We start from the raw sequence: 22,574 nt of genomic DNA, 5'->3' as shown, positions 1-22,574 counted from the left end.
GGCGCTGGTGCAAAGGGCAGGGGTCAGCCTTCGCGGCGTGCCTTCTTCAGCAGTTTTTCAAGCTGGCTGCGGAGCTGGTCGTTGCCTGCGATGATGTTGCCGGTGGCCAGCATGCGGTCGGAGCCGTCGATGTCGCTGACGAAGCCGCCTGCTTCGCGCACCAGCACAATACCCGCCGCGATGTCCCAGGCGGAAAGCGCGGCTTCCCAATAGGCGTCGAAACGGCCGGCGGCGACGTAAGCGAGGTCCAGCGCCGCGGAGCCGGTGCGGCGCACGCCCGACACTTCGTTCATCACGGCGGAGAGTTCGGTCAGGAAGCCCTGATGGCCGGGGCGCCCCAGATGGGGAATGCCGCAGCAGACGACAGACTGGGCCAGGTCGCGGCGCGAGGCCACGCGAATGCGCCGGTCGTTAAGGAAAGCGCCGCCGCCTTTTTCCGCGATGAACATTTCATCCGTGACCGGATTATAGACGAGCCCGGCCACGATCTGGCCGTCGCGCTCCAGCCCGATGGAGATCGCGAACATCGGAATGCCGTGCAGGAAGTTCGTCGTGCCGTCCAGCGGGTCGATGATCCAGCGATGCGATTTGTCGGGTCCTTCGACCGTGCCGCTTTCTTCCATCAGGAAGCCGTAGCCGGTACGGGCTCTGGAAAGTTCCTCGAACAGGATCTTTTCCGCTTTGCGGTCGGCATTGGAGACGAAATCCCCGGGGCCTTTCAGCGAGACCTGGAGGTTTTCGACTTCGCCGAAATCGCGCTGGAGACCGCGTGCGGCCTTGCGCGCGGCGGCGATCATGACGGTAATGGCTGGGCTGTGACGCGACATGTGATGTTCTTTTGCGGGAAATGAAATCAGTCGGCGCGGCGCAGATAGGTGATTTCGTTCGTGTCCACGACGATCTTTTCGCCGGTGGTCACGAAGGGCGGCACCATGCAGCGGACGCCGTTTTCCAGCATGGCGGGCTTGTAGGAGCTGGCCGCCGTCTGGCCCTTCACCGTGGGTTCGGTTTCCACCACTTCGAGCGTCACCTGATCGGGGAGCGAAATGCCGAGCGGCTTGCCTTCATGGCTTTCCACCGTGACCTTCATGCCGTCCTGCAGGAAGGCGGCGCGCTCGCCGACCCATTCCTTCTGGAGTTCGATCTGCTCGTAGCTCTGATCGTCCATGAAGGTCAGCATCCCGTCGCTCTCATAGAGATAGGTGTAGTCGTTCTGTTCGAGGCGGACGCGTTCGACCGTTTCGGCGGAGCGGAAGCGTTCGTTGAGCTTGCGGCCGTCGACGAGGTTCTTGAGTTCCACCTGCGCGAAGGCGCCGCCCTTGCCGGGCTTCACATGCTGGACCTTCACAGCCGCCCAGAGGCCGCCATCATGCTCGATCACATTGCCGGGGCGGATTTCATTGCCGTTGATCTTCATCGCGATTGAACTTCTCGGTTCTGCGGCCTCCGGGAGGCCGGCTTTTTCAGAATATGAATGTCGCGGCGGGCGGGCCGGAGAGGCACATCGGGGTCGCCACCGGGCTCGTTTCCGGGGGGCGCCCTCGGGACCGGCCTCGCGCTCCAAAGCCGCAATGCGCGCTCTGATAACATCAGGCGGCCCTAAATGACAGGGATATTGCGCGGCCGATCTTCCGAAAAGGGCTCGGGTCTTCGCGTTCCGGGGGCTTTCCGGGGCGGCTCGGTGGCTATCCGGGCCGCTGCCGGGGCGACCGTTACCGGGGCGGCACCACCGCGTCGCGGGCTTCCTTCAGGTTCTTGTCGAGTTTCTCGATCTGCTGCTTCACCGTGGCCTTGATCTCAGGGGTGATATCCGGGGCCATGGCGGCGCGCAGCGTCTCGTCTTTCTGGCCATTGCGCTCGGCGAGCGTGAGCCAGAGAAGGGCGGACACCAGATCGCGTTTCACGCCCTGACCCAGGAAATAGAGCCGGGCCAGCCGGTCCTGCGCCAGCGCATTGCCGCGAATGGCGGCCTCGGTGAACCAATGGGCGGCCTTGGCTTCGTCCTTGGCGATGCCTTCGCCGCTGTAATAGGCGAAAGCCAGCGCCGTCTGGGCCTTGGGCAGGCCGCGCTTGGCAGCGGCGCCGAAGCGCTGCACGGCTTCGGCCTTGTTTTGAGGCACGCCCACGCCGTCCTGCAGCATCAGGCCGAACTGGTAGCTCGCTTCGGGATGCCCCTTGTCGGAGGCCGCCTTGAAATTCGCCGCCGCCAGGGCGAGGTCCTTCTTGACGCCCTTGCCGGTCGCATAGAGCACGGCGAGGTTGTAGTTACCGGCCGGATCGCCGTTCTTGCCGGCTTCCCGGAAGAGCGCTGCGGCTGCGGCAAGGTCCTGCGGACCGCCCGTACCGGAGAGTTTCATCAGGCCGAGTTCGGTCTGGGCAAGGGCGACGCCGCCCTTGGCTGCGGCATCGAAGTGGGCCCGCGCCCGGGCAAAATCGATCTTGCCGTTAATGCCGCCCATTTCCAGCAGGCCGAGCGCGTAATGGGCGCTCGCATTGCCCTGCGTGGCGGCCATGCCGAACCAGCGCTCAGCCTTTTTCGGATCGCGGTCCACGCCCTGACCGTTGTTGTAGATCGCCCCCATCATGAGCTGGGCCTTGACGTTTCCGCCTTCCGCGAGGGGTTCGGCCAGGCTGCGCGCCTTTTTGAAATCGCCTGCGTTATAGGCGGCGACGGCTGCGCTCATGGCGTTTCCGGCCTCCGGCGCGCCCGATTGTGCCGCTCCCTCCGCGTCAAGCGGGGTCAGGTCGGCATGAGCGGCGGCGGGGGCGCCGAAGACGATGGCCGATGCGGTCAGCAGCAGGACGGGGAGCCGGGTCATGAACTCACGCTTTCTTCGCTCATTATGTGGTTGAAGGCGCGCACGGCTGCCGCCGGTCCTTCAGGATAGGTCCAGACGCCCGAGGATACGGCAAGGAAGTCGGCGCCGGCCCGCACGAGCGGGGCGGCATTGTCGGTCTTGATGCCGCCGATCGCCACGCAGGGGACTTCGAACACTTCCGACCACCAGGCCAGAATTTCCGGGTCGGCGACACTCTTGGCGTTTTTTGTGTCAGTTGGATAAAAGGCGCCGAAAGCAACGTAGTCCGCGCCCCTTTCGGCCACTTCCATGGCCAGATGGCGGTTGTCGTGACAGGTCACGCCGACAATGTGGTCCGGGCCCAGCAGCTTGCGGGCTTCGGCATAGGGCATGTCGTCCTGGCCGATATGCGCGCCGTCCGCCCCCATCTCGGCGGCAAGGTCCGGCCGGTCGTTGACCAGAAAGGCGACATCGCGTTCCTGCGCCACGGGCATCAGCGCCTCGATTGCGCGGCGGATCGCGTCGTCGCTTTCCGGCGTTTCGTCCTCGCGCTTCAGGCGGAGCTGCAGGCAGGCGACGTCGCCCCCGTCCAGCGCCATGCGCAGCGTATCGGCAAAGGCGCGCGGTTCCAGCCGGGGCGGGGGGATGAGATAAAGGCGGCAGCGATAATTGTCTTCTGTGGAGCTCATGCCGCAGGTTTTAGCGCGAAGCGGCGGCCGGTGCATCCGTTTTGAGGGCGGGTCAGTTTTTCACGATATTCAGCAGATCGAGCACGCCGTAGATCGCGAAACCCCAGAAAACGAGACCGAGAACCATCCCCGGAGCGATATACCAGCCCTCGGGCATTCGACGAGCGACCGCTTCTTTCGGCCGCGGTCGCTCATTGTGCGGCTCATACCGCGTATCCATGTCCATTCAAGCCCAACCCGATATAAGACAAGCACCCACCAATCCGGATGTTTACAAACATTCCGGATAATTTGAAGCATGGGGCTGCCCATAATGGGTAGGTGGATATTGGCTGCGGTCTGTGCCTTTATCTTTCACAGACGGTAGAAAAGGCGTGTTTTGGTATGAAGAAGCCCGTGGTTTATGAGCCCTATTCCCGGCTGATCGCTCACTCCATAGCCGAGTTCGTTCTGCGGTGTGCCGAGACGATGGAGGGCAGTTTCAACAACGACTACGAAATGACTCTTCTGTTCCTCGCGATCTCGACACGCAACGAGCATCACGTGATGAACGATCCGGAACTCCGCGAGCGTTATGCGAGTTTCGACGAGGTGATCCCTTCCTCTCTTTACACGCCGGTCAGTCGGCTGGCGCTGTCGCGCTCCACCGGCCTGCCGCGCGAGACGGTGCGCCGCAAGGTCGCGGCAATGATCGAGATGGGCGTGGTGGTCGAGGACAAGCGCGGCGGGCTCTGCATAAGGCAGACGATCATCGAGGATTTCGACCCCGAGGCGGTTCTGGAGCCGCAGTTGAGGAATCTGAGGCGGCTCTTTTCCGTCCTGTCGGAAACCGGCGCGCTGGAATAAGCCGGTCGAGGCCGAAACGAAAAACGCCCCGCTCTCGGTGAGAGCGGGGCGTTCTGTTTTCGGCAGGCGAGGCCCGATCAGGCGGCCTTTTCGAGATCCTTTTTCCAGCCGGCCTGCGTGGCAAGGCCGTTCATCTTCGCGCGATGGGCGAAGGCGGCCTGCGCGGCTGCCACATTCTCCGGCTTGCCGCCCCAGGTTGTGAGCGGGGCGTGCTGGAGCGCACGGCCGTAGGAGAAGGACATCTTCCAGGGGAAGCCGCCGATCGCGTTCATGGCATTGAGATGCGCCGTCGCGTCCTCGTCGGACTGGCCGCCGGAGAGATAGACGATGCCGGGGATCGCGGCCGGCACGACCTTCTTGAAGCAGGCGATGGTGCGCTGGGCGACTTCCTCGACGGAAGCCTGCTTTGCGCATTTCTTGCCGGAGATCACCATGTTCGGCTTCAGGATGGTGCCTTCGAGGTTCACGCGGTGGGCGGCGAGGCGGGCGAAGACCACGCGCAGCGTCGCTTCCGTCACTTCGTCGCAGCGGTCGATGTCGTGGCCGCCATCCATCAGCACTTCCGGCTCGACGATCGGTACGATCTTCTGCTCCTGGCAGAGCGCGGCATAGCGCGCCAGCGCCTCGGCATTGGCCTCGATGGCGCCCTGGGTCGGGATGCCGTCGGCAATGTCGATCACGGCGCGCCATTTCGCGAAGCGGGCGCCGAGGTCGTAATACTCGGCCAGGCGCTCGCGCAGGCCGTCCAGGCCTTCGGTGATCTTCTCGCCGGGAAAGCCGGCCATTTCCTTGGCGCCCATATCGACCTTGATGCCGGGGATGGAGCCCGCGGCCTTGATGAGGTCCACGAGGGGCGTGCCGTCCTTGGCCTTCTGGCGGATGGTTTCGTCATAGAGGATGACGCCGGAAATGTTGTTCTTCATCGCGTCTTCGGTGCGGAAGAGCATTTCGCGGTAGTCGCGGCGATTGTCTTCGGTCGACTCGAGATTGATCGAGTCGAAACGCTTCTTGATCGTGCCGGTGCTTTCGTCGGCGGCCAGAATGCCTTTGCCGGGCGCGACCATGGCTTCTGCGATGGATTCAAGCGTTTCAGTCATTTTTTCCATTCTCCAGATCGGATACTGCCGCTCAGGCGGCGTTTTCAAGCGCTGCCACGCCGGGCAGTTCCACACCTTCCATCCACTCGAGGAAGGCCCCGCCGGCGGCGGATACATAGGTAAATTCGTCGGCGGCGCCTGCTTCGTTCAGGGCTGCCACCGTGTCGCCGCCGCCCGCGACGGAGATCAAATTCCCCATCTTGGTGAGCATCGCGGCATGGCGCGCGGCGGTCATGGTTCCCTCGTCGAAAGGCGGTATTTCAAATGCGCCGAGAGGGCCATTCCACACCACCGTCTTCGCGGTTTCAAACCGTCCCGACAGATGCGCCAATGTATCCGGTCCGACATCGAGGATCATCATGTCCTCGGGGACCTCGTTGACGTTGACCGTGCGGGTTTCCACGTTCTTCTTGAGTTCCTTCGCGACCACCGCGTCGGTGGGCAGAAGGATTTCGCAATTGGCGGCGCGCGCATTCGCCAGGATGTGGCGGGCGGTATCGAGGAGGTCGAGTTCGCAAAGCGATTTGCCGACCTGTTTGCCCTGCGCGGCGAGGAAGGTATTGGCCATGCCGCCGCCAATGACGAGGCAGTCCACCTTCTTCACGAGATTTCCCAGAAGCGCGATCTTGGTGGAAACCTTCGCGCCGCCGACAATGGCGACCACGGGACGCGCCGGATTGCCGAGCGCGGCGTCGAGCGCCTTCAGTTCCGCTTCCATCGCCCGACCGGCATAGGAGGGCAGGAAGTGCACGATGCCTTCGGTGGAGGCATGGGCGCGATGGGCGCAGGAAAAGGCGTCGTTCACGTAGACGTCGCCGATCTCGGCAAGCTGACGCGCGAAGTCCGCGTCATTGTGCTCTTCGCCCGGATGGAAGCGCGTGTTTTCCAGCACGACGATGCCGCCATCTTCCATGGCGCTGCTGACGCCCGCGGCTTCGCCGCCGATGCAATCCTGAGCGAAGCCGACCGGCTGTCCCACCCATTCTTGCATCGCATCCGCGACGGGCTTGAGGCTCATCTCGGCTATGCGTTTGCCCTTGGGGCGGTCGAAATGCGACAGCACGAGGACCTTCGCCCCCTGGGACGCCAGTTCCTTCAGCGTCGGCGCCACACGCTCCAGGCGCGTGCCGTCGGTGATCTTTCCGTCGGCCATGGGCACGTTCAGATCGGCGCGCACAAGAACGCGCCGGCCCTTGAGGGGGCCGGCGGCAATCAGATCGTCGAGAGTCTTGTAGGACCCCATATCGTTTTCTCCGTATTCGTCAGAGCAGTTTGCCCATGGCGACAGCGGTGTCGCCCATACGGTTGGAGAAGCCCCATTCATTGTCGTACCAGCTCATCACGCGGACGAGGCTGCCGTCGATGATCTGGGTCTGGGTCAGATCGAAGGTGGACGAGGCCTTGTTGTGGTTGAAGTCGCTGGAGACGAGCGGCTCCTTGTTGACGCCCAGCACACCCTTCAGGGCGCCCCTGGAGGCGGCGATCATGGCTTCGTTGATCTCTTCCACCGTGACCTTGTTCTTCGGCGTGAAGACGAGGTCGATCAGCGACACGTTCGGGGTCGGCACGCGGATCGAGGTGCCGTCGAGCTTGCCCTTGAGTTCCGGCAGCACGAGGCCGATGGCCTTGGCTGCACCGGTGGAGGTCGGGATCATGTTGACCGCGGCGGCGCGGGCGCGGCGCGGATCCTTGTGCAGCGTGTCCACCGTCTGCTGGTCGCCCGTATAGGCGTGGATCGTCGTCATGTAGCCCTGCTTGAGGCCGCACAGCTGGTTCAGGACCATGGCGACGGGCGCCAGGCAGTTCGTGGTGCAGGAGGCGTTGGAGACGACCTTGTGGCTCTTGCGCAGATCCTTGGTGTTCACGCCATAGACGATAGTGGCGTCCGCGTTTTCGGCGGGCGCGGAGACCAGAACCTTCTTGGCGCCGGCGGTCAGATGCGCGGAGGCCTTCTCCTTGGAAGCGAAGATGCCGGTGCATTCCAGCGCGATGTCCACGCCGAGTTCGTCCCAGGGAAGCTGGGCCGGATCGCGTTCCGCGAGCACCTGGATCTTGCCGCGGCCCAGATCCATGGTCGACTTGGTGGTTTTCACCTTGCCGGGGAAGGGACCGTGCACGCTGTCGAAACGCAGCAGCTGGGCATTGGCCTCGACGGAGCCCAGATCGTTGATAGCGACCACTTCAATGTCCTTGCGGCCCGATTCTGCGATGGCGCGCAGAACCAGACGCCCGATGCGACCGAAACCGTTAATCGCGACGCGAACAGCCATGCTTTTCTTTCTCCAAGTTGCGGTGTCAGGACCGTGCGGCGAGGCACTTTCTGGCGGCTTCCGCCGTGGCCTCAGGGGTAATGTTGAAATGCTTGTACAGGTCCCCGGCAGGGGCGCTGGCGCCAAAACCGTTCATTCCGACGAAATCTCCGTCAGGCGCAACGTAGCGGTCCCAACCGTAGCGGACCGCTGCCTCGATCGCGACACGCACCGTGCCGGGGCCGAGAATTTCTTTCCGGTACTGATCCGGCTGTGCGTCGAAAAGCTCCGAGCAGGGCATGGAGACGACGCGCGTACCGATATTTTCCTTTTCGAGAATGCGCTTTGCGTTCATCGCGATCTCGACTTCCGAGCCGGTGGCGATGAGCGTCACTTTCGGCTCGAGGGTCGTGCCGGACAGCTCATAGGCGCCGCGGGCGCAGAGATTTTCATCCGTGTGCTCGGTGCGCAGCGTCGGCAGGCCCTGACGCGACAGCGCGAGGATCGACGGCGTGTCCGCCGCTTCCAGCGACAGCTGCCAGCATTCGGCCGTTTCCACCGCATCGGCGGGCCGGAACACGTTGAGGTTCGGCATGGCGCGCAGGCTTGCCAGATGTTCCACCGGCTGATGGGTGGGGCCGTCTTCGCCGAGGCCGATGGAATCATGCGTCATCACATAGACGACGCGCTGGCCCATCAGCGCCGACAGGCGGATCGCCGGGCGGCAGTAATCGGTGAAGACGAGGAAGGTGCCGGAATAGGGGATCAGGCCCTTATGCAGCGCGATGCCGTTCATGGCGGCGGCCATGCCGTGTTCGCGCACACCGTAATGGATGAAACTTCCGGAAAAATCGTCCGGCGTGATCGCCTTCTGGTCTTTCGAGCGGGTGTTGTTGGAGCCGGTGAGGTCGGCCGAGCCGCCCACGGTTTCCGGCAGCACCGCATTGATGACGTTGAGCGTTTCCTCGGAGGATTTACGCGTCGCCCATTTCGGCTTTTCTTCCGAGACCTTGCGCTTGAAGGCGGCGATGGCCTTGGCGAGTTCGGGTTTCAGTTCGCCTTTCAGGCGGCGTTCCAGCTCCGCGCGCTTTTCCTGGTCGAGCGCCTTGAAGCGGTCTTCCCAGGCTTTGCGCGCCTTGGCGTTGCGGCAGCCGGCGATGCGCCAGGCATCCAGAACGTCGCTCGGAATGGAGAACGGTTCCGCGTCCCAGCCGAGTTCCGTGCGGGTGAGGGCGATTTCCTCTTCGCCGAGGGCGGCGCCATGCGAGGACGACTTGCCCTGCTTGTTGGGCGAGCCGTAGCCGATCACGGTCCGGCAGGCGATGAGGCTCGGCTTGTCGCTGTTGCGGGCCGCTTCGATCGCGGCTTCGATTTCAGCCGGGTTGTGGCCGTCGATTCGCGACGCTTCCCAGCCGGCGGCCTCGAATCGCTTAAGCGCGTCGCCGGTTTCCGACAGGCTCAGCGGTCCGTCGATGGAAATTTCATTGTCGTCGTAAAGCACGATGAGCTTGGAGAGCTTCAGATGGCCCGCCAGGCTGATCGCCTCATGGCTGATGCCTTCCATGAGGTCGCCGTCGGAGGCGATGACATAGGTGTAGTGGTTGACCACTTCGTCGCCGAACTGCGCGGCGAGCATGCGCTCGGCAAGCGCCATGCCGACCGAGGTGGCGATGCCCTGGCCGAGCGGCCCGGTGGTCGTTTCCACGCCCGAGGCGTGGCCATATTCGGGATGGCCGGCCGTGATGGCGCCGAGCTGGCGGAAATTCTCGATCTGCTCGATCGTCATGTCCTCATAGCCGAGCAGATAGTTCAGCGCATAAAGGAGCATGGAGCCGTGGCCGGCGGAGAGCACGAAGCGGTCGCGGTCGGGCCAGTTCGGCGTACGCGGATCGATCTTCAGGAACTTCGTGAAGAGAACGGTCGCGATGTCGGCGGTGCCCATCGGCATGCCGGGATGGCCGGAATTCGCCTTCTGGACGGCGTCCATGGCCAGGGCGCGAATGGCATTGGCCATGCGGTCGTGGCTTGCGGTCGCGTTTTTACCGGTCGCGTTCTCGGAAGACTTGTCGGCGGCGGCGGAATTTTCGGTTGTCGTCATCTGTCACTCGATAGCCGGGCGAACCGGAATACGGTCCGGGCGGCGAGATTGGGTTCGCAGAGGGGGATCCCCACCGGAACCCGGCTACATGGCCTGAAAACGGCCGGCAATAACGGCCTATACGTAGCTCCGGAAATCGACTGAGCAGGCCTGATCATGTGCTCGGATCGGCCCTTGCCGAGAGCGGCGCCACAATGACCATGGCCTCCCTAGGAGTCAATGCCGGATCGGCCTCAAAAGGCGCATTATCGTGCGGTTTTCCGGTGCGGGCGAAATCGCGGGTCAAATGAGCCCGGAAAGGGCGTTTGTCTTTACCGCATAAGAGGGGGCCGCGAGCCCCGGGGGTGCGTCAGATTGACCTCAAGGGGCTGGCACGTCACTCTTATTGCGGCTATGGCTTTGCGCCCGACGAGCAGTTGCGGCCTGGCGCGGCCGACAGGGCGGCGTTCCACCCTTCCCGGATCTTGAAAAAGATGAGCAAACTTGACGATGCCATTCAGCGCTTCAACGGTTCTCTGGACCGTCTGGAAGCGGCTATCAACCGGCAGGGCCAGCGGCTGGAAGCGGCTCAAAAGCTCCAGGGCGAGATCGACACGCTGCAGGACGACCGCTCGGCGATGGCCGAAGAGCTCGATGAAATCAAGTCCGAGGCCAGACGGCTCAATGAATTGAACGAACGTGCGTCGGAAACCCTTTCCAATGCGATAGAGGGGATTCGCGAGGTTCTGGCGGAAGCCTGAGAACCGAAGAGGCATCCGGAGGAAATCTGATGGGACAGGTCAAAGTATCGATCAACGACCGCTCTTACGCCGTTTCCTGCGGCGATGGCGAGGAAGACCATGTTCGCGAGCTGGCGGCCTATGTGAACCGGCATGTCGCGTCGCTGGCCGACGAAGTGGGGCAGGTGGGCGAGGCGCGGCTTTTGCTGATGGCAAGCCTGCTGATCTCCGACGAATTGTCCGAAGCCATGCAGAAGAACCGGATGCTGGAAGAGGAAATCGAAAAGCTGACCGGTGCCCGCGCCTCGGCGGAGGAGCGCAGCTCCCAGTCGGAAAACGCCATTGCCGAGGTGCTGGACGGCGCGGCGCGGCGCATCGAGGAGCTGTCCAAGCGTATCGAGGCTGCGTGAAAGCGCCTCTCCCTCCTTGCCTTTGCTTGACGCGGAGCCCATCTGGGCAGATTAGAATGGATGCGGGTGCTGCCTGGTTCGTGAGAACAAATTTGTCTCGGGGCCTTACGCTTCTGAAGGGAGCTGTTCCTGGGGAGGACCGTGGTCCTCTTCACACGGCGCCCACCTACTTATGTAGGTCTCCGAGGAAGCACAGTTCCACGGCCAAGGCGGCCCCGCTCTTTCTTCTTTCTCCCTGTCGGTCGGATGAGGCCTTTCCATGAGCGGTGCCGACGACCTGGCCCGCGCGAAAGAGGCCGCCCGGGTGGCCGCGCGCGCCCGTCGCGAACAGGCGCATCGCGATCTCGGCGCGACGGCGCCGGCGCTTTTCGCCGAACATTTCTTTCATCGTCTTCCCCTGCCGCGTCATGGCGTGATCGCCGGATATGTGCCGCTCAACCATGAGGCCGATCCGGGCGAATTGCTGGCGGAGGCCGGGAAGCGGGGCTACCGCACCTGTCTGCCGCGCGTGGCGGCAAAGGCCAGCCCGCTCCGGTTCCTGCAATGGGCGCCGGGCGATCCGCTGGCCGCGGGCGCGCATGGCACGAAGGAGCCGATGGCGGGGCGGCCCGAGCTTCAGCCCGACATCATTATCGTGCCCATGCTCGCTTACGAGCCGGGCGGGCTCCGGCTTGGCTATGGCGGGGGATATTACGACCGGACGCTGGCCGCGTTGCGCGTGGCGGGGCGGCAGGTTCTGGCGGTGGGGCTTGCCTATGCCGAGCAGGGCACGGACCGTTTGCCCGAGGACCCGCATGACGAGCGCCTCGACTGGATCGTGACCGAGCGACGTGCAATCTCCTTCGCCAAGCCCTAAAAAGGCGACAAGACCCAAATCCGAATACGTTGCCGGGCGGCGCTCGAGGCCCGGCGCGGGAGCTTTCATATGAGACTGTTATTTCTGGGAGATCTGGTCGGCCGGTCGGCGCGCGATGCGGTGGTGTCGCATCTGCCGTCGCTGCGCAAGCGGCTGGATGTCGATTGCGTCGTGGTGAACGGCGAGAATGCCGCGGGCGGATTCGGCATTACCGGCGCCATCTGCGAGGAGCTTTTCGATGCAGGCACCGACGCGATCACGCTCGGCAATCATGCCTGGGACCAGAAAGAGGCACTGGTTCATATCGAGCGCGAGGGCCGGCTGATCCGGCCGGCGAATTTCCCCGCGGGCACGCCGGGGCGCGGCGCGGCGTTGATCGAGGCGCGTTCGGGCGCGCAGGTGCTGGTGGTCAATGCCATGGGACGCGTCTTCATGGATGCGCTGGACGATCCTTTTGCCGCTGTGGAGCGCGAACTGGGTGCCTGTCCTCTGGGCGTGGCGGCGGATGCCATCCTGGTCGATTTTCACGGCGAGGCGACGTCGGAGAAAATGGCGATGGGCCATTTCTGCGACGGGCGGGCGAGCCTTGTGGTCGGAACGCACAGCCATGTGCCGACGGCGGATGCGCAGATCCTGCCGGGCGGCACGGCCTATCAGACCGATGCGGGCATGTGCGGCGATTATGATTCCGTGATCGGCATGGAGAAGGAAGAGCCGCTCAACCGCTTCACGACCAAAATCCCGAGCGGGCGTTTTCAGCCTGCGCTGGGGCCGGCCACGATCTGCGGCGTGCTGGTGGAGACGGACAGCTCGACCGGGCTTGCCATCCGTGTGGAGCCGGTGCGCATGGGCGGGCGGCTTCATGCCGCCATGCCGCAATGGACCGATGCGTGAGGACCGTACCCATGGAGACCGCCCCCATGAAGATCGTGATCGTCGGCAATTATAATGAGAAGAAGGCCGGGGCGAATTTCTACGCGACGGTGCGCAAACTCACCAATGGCTTCACGCGCAACGGGCATCACGTCATGCCGTTCAGCGACCGCGATGTGGCGCGGGAGGAAAGCGGCTGGGGGATCGGGCGCGCCGGTGGGCGGGGCGCCAATCGGCGTCTCGTCGAGCTTGTGCGGAATTTCAAGCCCGACCTCCTGATCCTGTTCCATGCCGACAAGATCGCCAATGACACGATCCGGGACATTCGCGCATTCCGACCGGATATGCCGGTGGCGGTGGTCAATCTCGACCCGCTGTTCCTGCCGGAAAACCCGCCCCGCATCCGCCGTTTCGCGGAAGTGGCCGATGTGACCTTCATCACCACGGCGGGTGCGCGGCTTCAGGAATTCGCCACGCCGACGCATCGCGTCGCCTTCATTCCCAATCCGGTCGATCCTTCCGTCGAAAGTCTCGAATGTTTCGCGCGGGAGGATCAGGCCAGCGATCTCATCTGCACCATCGGCAGCGAGCAGGGGACGCCCTGGCGGGGCGAGTTCATGCGGGCCCTGCGCGACAAGGTGCCGGGGTGCCGTTATGCCTATTACGGGCTGGACGAGCAGCCTTCGGTCTTCGGCAGCGCCTATTTCGAGGCGATTGGCGATGCGAAAATGGGGCTCAATCTCAGCCGGGCCGACGATCATTACCTCTATTCATCGGACCGCTTTGCGCAATATGCGGGGAACGGCCTCCTCACCTTCGTCGCGCGCGAAACCGGCTATGACGACATCTTCACGGATGAGGAGTTCGTCTTCTATCGGGACATGGAGGATCTGGCGGACCGCCTGCGTTTCTTCCTTGCGCATGACGGGGACCGGCAGCGCGTGGCGCGCAACGGCCATGCCCGGTATCACGCGCTTTTCAACGAAAGGCTTGTCGCCCGCTTCATCGAGCAGGTGGCCGTGAGGGGCGAGGCCGGGGATGGCTTCGCCTGGCCGACGACCGTGCATTCGGGGTAGGAAACCCGCCCTTTATTCCCAAGAAAACAGCCCCGCCGCTCGCATCCGAGGTGGGTGGAGGATGCGGGCGACGGGGCGTTTCTATGCCTCAGCGTTCTGCGTCGGCAAATGCCGGTTTACGGATTGGGCGGGTCGTAAACCGGGCTTTATGTGCCGCCGGGTGTTGGAGTGGTTGGGCATGCACCCCTGGGTGGCAGCGGCAACAATTTGAAAGCTAGTCATCAATTGTTAACTGCACGTTAAAGGGGTGTGCCAAAAAGAAAAGCAACCTATGCGTGTTTTAGCTTAATCATTTTCCGTGCGATTTTGTGGCCTATGGATTTCGCCGCCGCTGGCACATATAAAGGCGCTTCGGGCCCGGTTCTAGAGCGGGGCATCCCCGAAATTTCCAATCGGATCAGGGTTTTGGAGGCGGCATGGCCGGCCATTCGCAATTCAAGAACATTATGTATCGCAAGGGCGCGCAAGATAAGAAACGCGCCAAACTGTTCGCCAAACTGGCGAAAGAAATCACCGTCGCGGCCAAAATGGGAATGCCCGAACCGGAACACAACCCGCGATTGCGTGCCGCGATTCAGGCCGCGCGTGCCGAGAATATGCCCAAGGACAATATCGAGCGCGCGATCAAGAAGAGTACCGATCAGGGCGGCGAGAACTATGAAGAGATGCGCTATGAGGGCTTCGGCCCGGGTGGCGTGGGGGTCATCGTCGAGGCGCTGACCGACAACCGCAACCGCACGGCGAGCGCGGTGCGCGCGATTTTCTCCAAGCATGGCGGAAATCTGGGCGAAACCGGCGCCGTCTCCTTCATGTTCGACCAGGTGGGCCAGATCATCTATCCGGCGGAGAAGGGCGAGGCGGAAGCCATGCTGGAAGCCGCCATCGAGGCCGGCGCGGAGGACTGCATCTCCAGCGAGGACGGTCACGAGTTCATTTGCGCCCCCGACGACCTTCATGAAGTGGCGCAGGCGCTGGAATCCACGCTGGGCGAGGCCAATTCCGCCCGCATCGTCTGGAAGCCGCAGAACACGATCGAGCTGGACGACGACAAGTCCGAGACCATGATGAAGCTGCTCGACGCTCTGGACGACGATGACGATGTGCAGCAGGTTTATGCGAACTTCGAAATGTCCGATTCGTTCATGGAGAAGCTTTCCGCCTGACCGCGCATGACGCTGCCATAAGCGGCGCGCGGGACGGCGTTGCTCAAGCAGCAGAAAGGCTCGTTCGTCCTCATGCCCGCCGCGATCAAATATCTGGGTATCGATCCGGGATTGCGGTTCACGGGCTGGGGCGTGATCGAGCAGTCGGGCTCGACCCTTCGCCATATCGCCGACGGGACGATTTCCTCCACCGCATCGCTCAGCCTTGCCGAGCGCCTCGTCGAGATCGAGGCGGGGCTTTCGGCGGTGCTGGCGGCGCATGAGCCGGCCCATGTGGCGGTGGAGCAGGCGTTCGTCGCGCGCGACGCCGCCGCGGCACTCAAGCTCGGCCAGGCGCGGGGGATCGCGTTGCTTGTCCCGTCGCGCGCCGGGCTTCCTGTTGCCGAATATGCCCCCAATCACATCAAGAAAGCCGTGGTCGGCGCAGGCCATGCCGACAAGGCGCAGATCCGCCTCATGGTCGGCATGCTGCTGCCCGGCGCACAGATGAAGACCGAACACGCCGCCGATGCGCTTGCCATTGCGATCTGCCACGCCCATTCGGGCACGGGCAATGATCGTCTCGCCGCGGCGCTGCAAAAGGCGGGCGCATGATCGGCAAGCTGAAAGGGCTGGTGGACAGCGCAGGCGAGGACTGGGTCGTCATCGATGTGAACGGCGTCGGTTATCACGTCCATTGTTCCTCGCGCACGCTTGCGCATCTTCCCGCGCCCGGCGAGCCGGTGACGCTCTCCATCGAAACCAAGGTCAGCGACGATGCGATCCGTTTGATCGGTTTCGAGAGCGACCGCGAGCGCGACTGGTTCCGCCTGCTTTTGTCGGTGCAGGGCGTGGGGATGCGTGTGGCGCTTGCCATTCTCGGCACGCTGGCGCCGACCGATCTCGCCCGCGCCATTGCGCTCGACGACAAGAAGGCCATTTCCGCTGCGCCGGGCGTCGGGCCGAAAGTGGCGGGCCGGATTGTCTCTGAATTGAAGGACAAGGCGCCGGCGTCCGAAGACCTCAATGCGGTACTCGATGTGGGCGTTGCGTTGCAGGCCTCCGAAGCGGGCGCGGCGGGCCGGGCAAGCCGGGATGCGGTCTCGGCGCTGGTCAATCTGGGTTATCAGCAGGCGCAGGCCGCGGGCGCGGTGGCGGCGGCGGCAAAGAAGCTCGATGAGGATGCCAGTACCGAGCAACTCATCCGGGTGGGGCTGAAGGAGCTGGCGCGATGAGCGAACGCATTGTGAGCGCGGGCCTTCGCGAAGAGGACGAGCTGGAGCGCGGCCTGCGTCCGCAGGTGCTGGCCGATTTCACGGGCCAGGCGCGGGCCTGCGAAAACCTGTCGGTCTTCATCGAGGCGGCGCGGGCGCGCGGCGAGGCGCTCGACCATGTGCTGCTGGCCGGTCCTCCCGGTCTCGGCAAGACGACGCTGGCGCAGATCGTGGCGCGCGAACTGGGCGTGAATTTCAAGGCGACCTCGGGGCCCGTCATTTCCAAGGCGGGCGACCTTGCCGCGCTGCTCACCAATCTCGAAGCCAACGACGTTCTCTTCATCGACGAGATTCACCGGCTCTCGCCCGCCGTGGAGGAAATTCTTTATCCCGCGATGGAGGACTTCCAGCTCGATCTCATCATCGGCGAGGGGCCGGGCGCGCGGTCGGTCCGGATCGAGCTTGCGCCCTTCACCCTGGTCGGGGCGACGACGCGGACGGGGCTTCTCACCACGCCCTTGCGCGACCGGTTCGGCATTCCGGTCCGGCTCAATTTCTACGAGGTCTCCGAGCTCGAACTCATCGTGCGCCGCGGGGCGAGCGTGCTGGGTGTGGAGATGACGCGGGAAGGTGCGCATGAGATTGCCCGCCGCGCGCGCGGGACGCCGCGCGTTGCCGGGCGGCTTTTGCGCCGGGTCCGCGACTTTGCCGCCGTGGAAGGGGCAAGCCCCATCGACGCGGCGGTGGCCGACCGGGCGCTCAGGAAGCTCGAAGTGGACGAATTGGGCCTCGATGCGCTCGACCACCGCTATCTCAGGGCCATCGCGCTCAATTTCGGCGGCGGGCCCGTCGGGATCGAGACCATCGCCGCCTCGCTGTCGGAACCGCGCGATGCGATCGAGGAAATTATCGAGCCTTATCTGATCCAGCAGGGGCTTGTCGCGCGCACGCCGCGCGGGCGCCTGCTGACGGCGGCGGCCTTCACCCATCTGGGCGTGCCCGCGCCGGTCGCGGATCCCGGGCAGGCGCGGCTTTTCGATGAAGGGGGCGAGGGCGAATGAGCGGTGCGAACCCCGGCTGGCCCGATGTCGCGGGCTGTCTCGACGGCACTCTCCACCGGTTGCCGGTGCGGGTCTATTACGAGGACACGGATTTTTCCGGCGTCGTCTATCACGCGAATTATCTGCGGTTTGCAGAGCGGGGCCGTTCCGACTTCCTGCGCCTGATCGGCGTCCATCATACCGACCTTTTCGATGGCGACGATCCGCTGGCCTTCGCGATCCATCGCATGGAGATGGATTTCGTGAAACCGGCGCGAATCGACGATCTGCTCGAAGTCAGGACCCGCTATGTGCGGGCCAGCGGGGCGCGAATCGAAGCCGATCAGGAAATCGCGCGTCTGGTATCGGGCGACGGGGCGGCGACCGGCGACCACGAGGTGCTGTGGCGAGCGCATGTTTATGCGGCCTGTATCGACACCACGGGCCGTCCCAGGCGTCTCCCGGCGGGCGTCCGCGCGGCGATGGCGCCGCTTATCGCAAATTAATCGCTGACATTATGTTGTCTCTTGGCAACATTAGGACGTTCAACCGCGTCGCATCCGCCGCGGCGCGCGTTGCGCCACGCTGTTGACATAATTGGAAGAACAAATCAGCCGCATTTGGGGGGCTTAACAGGTGTCGATTGGCACCGTGGACAGCTCGTTACACGTCACAACCCCTCAACAGGCTCGAGTACGAGGAGAGGCTGCTGAATGGATCCCGCTACCGCTACCAATGTCATCGCCAATGCCGGTGTAGACGCCGTGCCTGTGGACTTCTCGGTCTGGGGCCTGTTCATGCGCGCCGACGTCATCGTGAAAATCGTGATGCTCGGCCTTCTTTTCGCGTCGGTCTGGTCCTGGGCCATCATTTTCGACAAATGGTGGCGCTTCGGCCGGGTGGAACGGCGCGCCGACCAGTTCGAACGGATTTTCTGGTCCGGCCGCTCGCTGGACGATCTCTATCAGGAGATGGGGCACCGGCCCGAGCATCCGCTTTCGACGCTTTTCATTGCCGCCATGCGCGAATGGCGACGCTCCAAGGATGCGGTGTCCGACAGTTTCGTCGGGCTGAAAGAGCGGGTGGACAAGGTGATGCAGGTCACCATCAGCCGCGAAATCGCCTCGCTTGAGAGCCGGTTGCTGTTCCTTGCGACGGTCGGTTCGGTGGCCCCCTTTGTCGGCCTGTTCGGCACGGTCTGGGGCATCATGAACTCCTTCCAGTCCATCGCGATCAGCCGCGACACCAATCTTGCCGTGGTGGCGCCGGGTATCGCCGAGGCGTTGTTTGCGACCGCTCTGGGTCTGCTCGCGGCCATTCCGGCGGTGGTCTTCTACAACCGCTTCTCCAACCAGCTTGGCCGCATTGCCGGCCGGATGGAGACGTTTGCCGACGAGTTCTCCGCCATCCTGTCCCGCCAGCTCGACGAGCGGGGGTAAGGCATGGCTTTCAACGTGCAGCAGGGAAGAGGAGGACGGCGGGGACGCTACTATTCGCGTCCGCCCATGAGCGAGATCAACGTGACGCCCATGGTGGACGTCATGCTGGTGTTGTTGATCGTTTTCATGGTGGCGGCGCCGCTTCTCACGGTGGGCGTACCGGTGGACCTGCCCAAGACGCAGGCCGAACCGCTGACCGGCGATACCGAGCCGTTGACCATCACCATCGGCAAGGACGGAAAAGTGTTCGTGCAGGAGACGGAGGTCGATCCGGACAAGCTGGTCGATCAGCTCCTTGCGATAGGAGAGAACGGATACAAGCAGCGGATCTTCGTGCGTGCCGACAAGGATGTCACGCATGGCAAGGTCATGGAGATCATGGGACGGATCAGCGCGGCCGGGTTTTCCAAGGTCGGGCTCGTCACGGATACGGATACAAGCCCGCCTTCCGGGGCAGGTAAACGGTAACTCAGGGAATGCGCAGTTCGCTTCTCTATTCCGTCGGGATGCATGTCGTCATCCTCGGTCTGGCAATCGTGGTTCTTCCTTCGCCGGATGAACTGCCGTCCGTGGAGACGCGCGCGCTGCCGGTGGATCTCGTCACGATCGACGAGTTCACCAATCTGAAGCGGCAGATGAAGACGGAAAAGAAGGTCGAAAAGCCGAAGGAGGCGCCGAAACCGCCGGCCCCCGAACGGCCCGAGCCGAAGAGCGAGCCGAAATCCGAGCCGACACCGGCGCCGCCCGCGCCCAAGGCGCCGCAGCAGCCGAAAGCGGAGGCAAAGCCGGAAGCCAGGCCCGAGCCCTTGCCGACCAAGGAAGCGAAAAAGGAACCGAAGCCCGCGCCGAAGGAGAAACCGAAGCCCAAGCCGAAACCGGCAAAGAAGGTTCAGAAATCCGCGCCGGCGGAAAAGAAGAAGAGCTTCGATCCGAACCGGCTGGCGGCGCTTTTGAACAAGATGCCTGAGGACAATGCGCCCAAGCGGCCGCAACAGCAGGCCGAGGCGCAGGTGGATGCGCCCAGGACCGACGATCCGGATATGCCGCTGACCATGTCGGAGGTCGATGCGTTCCGGGTGCAGATGGCGAAATGCTGGACGGTGCCGGCGGGTGCCGCAGGTGCGGAGAAACTGGCGGTGAAGATCAGGGTCTTCCTCAATCCCGACGGCTCGCTCGGGCAGCCGCCGGAATTGATGGACCGGACGAAACTGATTACGGGCGGGGCGACCTATCGGGCGGCGGCGGATGCCGCGTTGCGGGCGGTGCGGCTCTGCCAGCCCTTCAAGATGCCGGCGGACAAATACAATAGCTGGCGCGAAATCGAGCTGAACTTCGATCCAAGACAGATGCTAGGCGGGTAGCACCATGTGCAAAGGAAGCGTGATGACGGTGAAATTGACGGCTCCGTTCGCGGAAGAAACCGGAAGGCGGCTTGCCAGGATGCTCGCGGCCTGTCTGGTTGTCGTGTTTGCCGCGATGACGGCGGCGCCTGCGCGCGCCGCGCTGCAGATCGACATCACGCAGGGCAATGTCGATCCGCTGCCCATCGCCATCACGAATTTCATGGGCGGAAACGAGAAGGACAAGTCGGTCGGGTCGGATATCGCCTCCGTCGTGTCCAACGATCTGGAGCGGTCAGGCCTTTTCCGTCCGCTACCGCAGCGCTCCTTCATTCAGCAGATCGGGGCGATCAACGTCCAGCCGCGTTTCGGCGACTGGCGCATCATCAATGCGCAGGCGCTGGTGACCGGCAAGGCGACGACGGAAACGGACGGGCGGCTGCGTGTCGAGTTCCGGCTCTGGGACGTGCTGGGCGAACAGCAGCTCACCGGGCTTCAGTTTTTCACCAGCCCCGACAACTGGCGGCGCGTGGCGCATCTGATTTCCGATGCGATCTACAAGCGGCTGACGGGTGAGGAAGGCTATTTCGATACGCGGATCGTCTATGTCGCGGAGAGCGGGCCGAAGAACAAGCGCGTGAAGCGGCTGGCCATCATGGACCAGGACGGCCACAACCCGCGCATGCTGACCAGCGGCAATTATATGGTGCTGACGCCGCGCTTCAGCCCGAACTCGCAGGAAATCACCTATCTGTCCTACCGGAACAACAATCCCCGCGTCTTCATCCTCGATATCGAGACGGGCCAGCAGGAAGCGGTCGGCGATTTCCCCGGCATGACCTATGCGCCGCGTTTCTCCCCGGACGGGCAGAAGATCATCATGAGCCTGCAGCGCGGCGGCAATGCGGATATCTACACGATGGATTTGCGCAGCCGCCGGGTGACGAAGCTGACCGATACGGCGGCGATCGACACCTCGCCCAGCTTCTCGCCGGACGGATCGCAGGTCGTCTTCGAGTCCGACCGCGGCGGGTCGCAGCAGCTTTACGTGATGAATGCCGACGGCACGAACCAGCGCCGGATCAGCTTCGGCAATGGCCGTTATGCCACGCCGGTCTGGTCGCCGCGCGGCGACCTCATCGCCTTCACCAAGATGTCCTCGGGCCGTTTCGTGATCGGGGTGATGAAGCCCGACGGGTCGGGCGAGCGCGTGCTGACGGAGGGCTATCACAATGAAGCCCCGACATGGTCGCCGAATGGCCGTGTTATCATGTTCTTCCGCGAAACGCGCGGTGCGCAGGGCGGGCCGCACCTGTGGTCGGTCGACGTGACCGGATACAACGAACGGCCGGTGCCGACGGCGGGCTTTGCGTCCGACCCGGCCTGGTCGCCCCGGCTTCAATAGGCGGGGCAGGGAAGTGAATTCGAAATTCATCGCCGCCTTTCCGGCGGGATGAAGGGTTGGTGTAAAAATGTCACTGGGCGGTACCCTGAAGCGACAATCGGCAGGATGCTTCTTGCAGATTAGTCAGGGTGCGGATAATCTTATGTGGCGGTACAGCAACCCACAGCGTCCGTCCCGGGCACATGACAGGCCTTCCGGTCCTGCGCTTGGGGCCTTCGGGGACGGGCGGATGTCAGAGAAATGTTGCCGGCGAATATTTCGGGCCGCCGTCAACGGATCGTTTATCGAGGCGCCCGCGAATTCGAGCGCTGAGGCGCCATGGCCGCCAGAGATCACAAGGAGATTACCTCAATGAAGTCCCCCAAAGTTGGCCTGCGGTTCGCTGTTGCGGCCGCCGCTATGCTTATCGTGGCTGCGTGCAGCTCCACGGACGACGAAACCGCGACCGCTCCCTCCACCTCTATCGACAGCGGCGCGGCGAGCACCGTGACGCCCGGCAGCCAGGAAGACCTGGTCACCAATGTCGGCGATCGCGTGTTCTTCGACACCGACAAGTCCACGCTGGATAGCGAAGCCCGTGCGACCCTGCAGCGTCAGGCCGCATGGATGAAGACCTATCCGAACCTTGCCTTCACGGTCGAAGGCCATGCCGACGAACGCGGCACGCGCGATTACAACCTCGGTCTGGGGTCGCGCCGCGCCAATGCGGTGAAGGACTATCTCGTCAGCCTGGGTGTGCCGGCGTCCCGCCTCAGCACCATTTCCTACGGCAAGGAGCGTCCGGTCTGCCTCGACAGCACCGAGACCTGCTGGGCGCAGAACCGTCGTTCGGTGACCGTCGTCACGGGCGGCGCCACGAGCTGACCGTTTTTCGGTCCCGCGACATGCGTGCCCCCTTGCGATCTCGCACGGGGGCACGCTGCTTTTCGGAGAAGCGGTTTGCACTTGCCGTGAAAACCGCCCAAATTTCGTCTTGTTTGGCGCTATAGGATGGCGCTGATCGGAATTGATACCGGTATTGAGGATAACCATGCTTAAAGGCACCAAGGCCCCGACCACGAGAAGGCTCGCGGGGGGCCTTGCAGCAGGCATTCTTCTGGCCGCGTCGATCGGCGTCGGCGGATTGCATGCGCAGGAAAGCAATCCCGACTGGCTGGATTGGCAGAAGCAGGGCGGCAATGCGCCCGACGGGCGGGGAAGTACCCAGGGCGGCGTCAGCGCGCCGGGCACGGTGACGACCAGCGCAATTGGCGGGTCGGGTGCCGATACCCAGTCCCGTCTCC

Annotated in this window: 26 protein-coding genes and 1 other RNA gene; 18 read left to right on the top strand and 9 right to left on the bottom strand. The window is 63.6% G+C overall.

Annotated elements, in window-relative coordinates; all coding sequences use genetic code 11:
- Window positions 1-23: 23 nt before the first annotated feature.
- The 5 genes from CMI59_RS13605 to CMI59_RS13585 form a co-directional block, all read right to left on the bottom strand.
- Window positions 24-827, bottom strand: a complete 804-nt coding sequence (locus CMI59_RS13605) for an inositol monophosphatase family protein (protein WP_293328779.1) — start codon at window positions 825-827, stop codon at window positions 24-26.
- 26 nt (window positions 828-853) lie between these two features.
- Window positions 854-1,417: an elongation factor P gene (efp, locus tag CMI59_RS13600; protein ID WP_293328778.1), complete on the bottom strand. Its 564-nt coding sequence runs from the start codon at window positions 1,415-1,417 to the stop codon at window positions 854-856.
- Window positions 1,418-1,712: 295 nt separating this feature from the next.
- On the bottom strand, window positions 1,713-2,819 hold the full coding sequence (locus CMI59_RS13595) for a tetratricopeptide repeat protein (protein ID WP_293328777.1): 1,107 nt from the start codon (window positions 2,817-2,819) through the stop codon (window positions 1,713-1,715).
- Window positions 2,816-3,487, bottom strand: coding sequence for a thiamine phosphate synthase (gene thiE, locus CMI59_RS13590; protein ID WP_293328776.1), 672 nt, complete (start codon window positions 3,485-3,487; stop codon window positions 2,816-2,818). The genes CMI59_RS13595 and thiE overlap by 4 nt, the downstream gene beginning before the upstream one ends.
- Before the next feature lie 52 nt (window positions 3,488-3,539).
- Window positions 3,540-3,713, bottom strand: a complete 174-nt coding sequence (locus CMI59_RS13585) for a hypothetical protein (RefSeq protein ID WP_293328775.1) — start codon at window positions 3,711-3,713, stop codon at window positions 3,540-3,542.
- A 158-nt stretch (window positions 3,714-3,871) separates the two neighbouring features.
- Here CMI59_RS13585 and CMI59_RS13580 point away from each other — a divergent pair, with 158 nt between their 5' ends.
- Window positions 3,872-4,333 carry a hypothetical protein gene (locus CMI59_RS13580; protein WP_293328774.1) on the top strand — a complete coding sequence of 154 codons (462 nt, stop codon included), beginning with the start codon at window positions 3,872-3,874 and terminating at the stop codon, window positions 4,331-4,333.
- A 77-nt stretch (window positions 4,334-4,410) separates the two neighbouring features.
- Here CMI59_RS13580 and CMI59_RS13575 read toward each other — a convergent pair whose 3' ends face one another.
- From CMI59_RS13575 to tkt, 4 genes are read right to left on the bottom strand one after another with little or no spacing between them, the layout of a single operon-like run.
- Complete coding sequence (locus tag CMI59_RS13575; RefSeq protein WP_293328773.1) at window positions 4,411-5,430, bottom strand: class I fructose-bisphosphate aldolase; 1,020 nt, start codon at window positions 5,428-5,430, stop codon at window positions 4,411-4,413.
- Between the two features lie 31 nt (window positions 5,431-5,461).
- Complete coding sequence (locus CMI59_RS13570; protein ID WP_293328772.1) at window positions 5,462-6,673, bottom strand: phosphoglycerate kinase; 1,212 nt, start codon at window positions 6,671-6,673, stop codon at window positions 5,462-5,464.
- Between the two features lie 19 nt (window positions 6,674-6,692).
- The gene (gene gap, locus CMI59_RS13565) at window positions 6,693-7,700 is read right to left on the bottom strand and encodes a type I glyceraldehyde-3-phosphate dehydrogenase (RefSeq protein WP_293328771.1); all 1,008 of its coding nucleotides are present in this window, start codon (window positions 7,698-7,700) and stop codon (window positions 6,693-6,695) included.
- A gap of 25 nt (window positions 7,701-7,725) precedes the next feature.
- Window positions 7,726-9,693 carry a transketolase gene (gene tkt / locus CMI59_RS13560; RefSeq protein ID WP_293328821.1) on the bottom strand — a complete coding sequence of 656 codons (1,968 nt, stop codon included), beginning with the start codon at window positions 9,691-9,693 and terminating at the stop codon, window positions 7,726-7,728.
- A 557-nt stretch (window positions 9,694-10,250) separates the two neighbouring features.
- On the opposite strand from tkt, the gene CMI59_RS13555 reads away from it, so the two are divergent.
- The 17 genes from CMI59_RS13555 to CMI59_RS13475 form a co-directional block, all read left to right on the top strand.
- On the top strand, window positions 10,251-10,517 hold the full coding sequence (locus CMI59_RS13555) for a DUF4164 family protein (RefSeq protein ID WP_293328770.1): 267 nt from the start codon (window positions 10,251-10,253) through the stop codon (window positions 10,515-10,517).
- Between the two features lie 29 nt (window positions 10,518-10,546).
- Window positions 10,547-10,906 carry a cell division protein ZapA gene (locus CMI59_RS13550; RefSeq protein ID WP_293328769.1) on the top strand — a complete coding sequence of 120 codons (360 nt, stop codon included), beginning with the start codon at window positions 10,547-10,549 and terminating at the stop codon, window positions 10,904-10,906.
- Window positions 10,907-10,969: 63 nt separating this feature from the next.
- A non-coding RNA gene (gene ssrS / locus CMI59_RS13545) (6S RNA) lies at window positions 10,970-11,126 on the top strand.
- A 39-nt stretch (window positions 11,127-11,165) separates the two neighbouring features.
- A complete protein-coding gene (locus CMI59_RS13540; RefSeq protein WP_293328768.1) occupies window positions 11,166-11,762 on the top strand; it encodes a 5-formyltetrahydrofolate cyclo-ligase in 597 nt (198 codons plus the stop codon).
- 69 nt (window positions 11,763-11,831) lie between these two features.
- On the top strand, window positions 11,832-12,656 hold the full coding sequence (locus CMI59_RS13535) for a TIGR00282 family metallophosphoesterase (RefSeq protein ID WP_293328767.1): 825 nt from the start codon (window positions 11,832-11,834) through the stop codon (window positions 12,654-12,656).
- 11 nt (window positions 12,657-12,667) lie between these two features.
- Entirely contained in the window at window positions 12,668-13,711 is a 1,044-nt protein-coding gene (locus CMI59_RS13530; RefSeq protein WP_293328766.1) for a glycosyltransferase, read from the top strand.
- A gap of 416 nt (window positions 13,712-14,127) precedes the next feature.
- Window positions 14,128-14,874 (top strand): YebC/PmpR family DNA-binding transcriptional regulator, encoded by a 747-nt coding sequence (locus tag CMI59_RS13525; protein ID WP_293328765.1) that lies wholly within the window; start codon window positions 14,128-14,130, stop codon window positions 14,872-14,874.
- A gap of 72 nt (window positions 14,875-14,946) precedes the next feature.
- Window positions 14,947-15,468, top strand: coding sequence for a crossover junction endodeoxyribonuclease RuvC (gene ruvC / locus CMI59_RS13520; RefSeq protein ID WP_293328820.1), 522 nt, complete (start codon window positions 14,947-14,949; stop codon window positions 15,466-15,468).
- Window positions 15,465-16,088 carry a Holliday junction branch migration protein RuvA gene (gene ruvA, locus CMI59_RS13515; protein WP_293328764.1) on the top strand — a complete coding sequence of 208 codons (624 nt, stop codon included), beginning with the start codon at window positions 15,465-15,467 and terminating at the stop codon, window positions 16,086-16,088. The genes ruvC and ruvA overlap by 4 nt, the downstream gene beginning before the upstream one ends.
- Window positions 16,085-17,128, top strand: a complete 1,044-nt coding sequence (gene ruvB / locus CMI59_RS13510; RefSeq protein WP_293328763.1) for a Holliday junction branch migration DNA helicase RuvB — start codon at window positions 16,085-16,087, stop codon at window positions 17,126-17,128. The genes ruvA and ruvB overlap by 4 nt, the downstream gene beginning before the upstream one ends.
- On the top strand, window positions 17,125-17,613 hold the full coding sequence (locus CMI59_RS13505; RefSeq protein WP_293328762.1) for a YbgC/FadM family acyl-CoA thioesterase: 489 nt from the start codon (window positions 17,125-17,127) through the stop codon (window positions 17,611-17,613). Before ruvB ends, CMI59_RS13505 begins: the two co-directional genes overlap by 4 nt.
- 207 nt (window positions 17,614-17,820) lie before the next feature.
- A complete protein-coding gene (gene tolQ / locus CMI59_RS13500; RefSeq protein ID WP_293328761.1) occupies window positions 17,821-18,546 on the top strand; it encodes a protein TolQ in 726 nt (241 codons plus the stop codon).
- 3 nt (window positions 18,547-18,549) lie between these two features.
- Entirely contained in the window at window positions 18,550-19,014 is a 465-nt protein-coding gene (gene tolR / locus CMI59_RS13495) for a protein TolR (protein WP_293328760.1), read from the top strand.
- Between the two features lie 8 nt (window positions 19,015-19,022).
- Window positions 19,023-19,907, top strand: coding sequence for a hypothetical protein (locus CMI59_RS13490; protein WP_293328759.1), 885 nt, complete (start codon window positions 19,023-19,025; stop codon window positions 19,905-19,907).
- A 79-nt stretch (window positions 19,908-19,986) separates the two neighbouring features.
- Complete coding sequence (gene tolB / locus CMI59_RS13485; RefSeq protein ID WP_293328819.1) at window positions 19,987-21,291, top strand: Tol-Pal system beta propeller repeat protein TolB; 1,305 nt, start codon at window positions 19,987-19,989, stop codon at window positions 21,289-21,291.
- A 351-nt stretch (window positions 21,292-21,642) separates the two neighbouring features.
- Complete coding sequence (gene pal, locus CMI59_RS13480; protein ID WP_293328758.1) at window positions 21,643-22,155, top strand: peptidoglycan-associated lipoprotein Pal; 513 nt, start codon at window positions 21,643-21,645, stop codon at window positions 22,153-22,155.
- A 166-nt stretch (window positions 22,156-22,321) separates the two neighbouring features.
- Window positions 22,322-22,574 (top strand): hypothetical protein (locus tag CMI59_RS13475; protein ID WP_293328757.1); only part of this gene is annotated, 253 nt, incomplete at its 3' end.

The sequence above is a fragment of the Parvibaculum sp. genome (genome assembly GCF_002684405.1).
Classification (GTDB): domain Bacteria; phylum Pseudomonadota; class Alphaproteobacteria; order Parvibaculales; family Parvibaculaceae; genus Parvibaculum.
The sequence above is the reverse complement of the archived record's forward strand: the minus strand, read 5'-3'. Positions and strand labels throughout refer to the sequence as shown.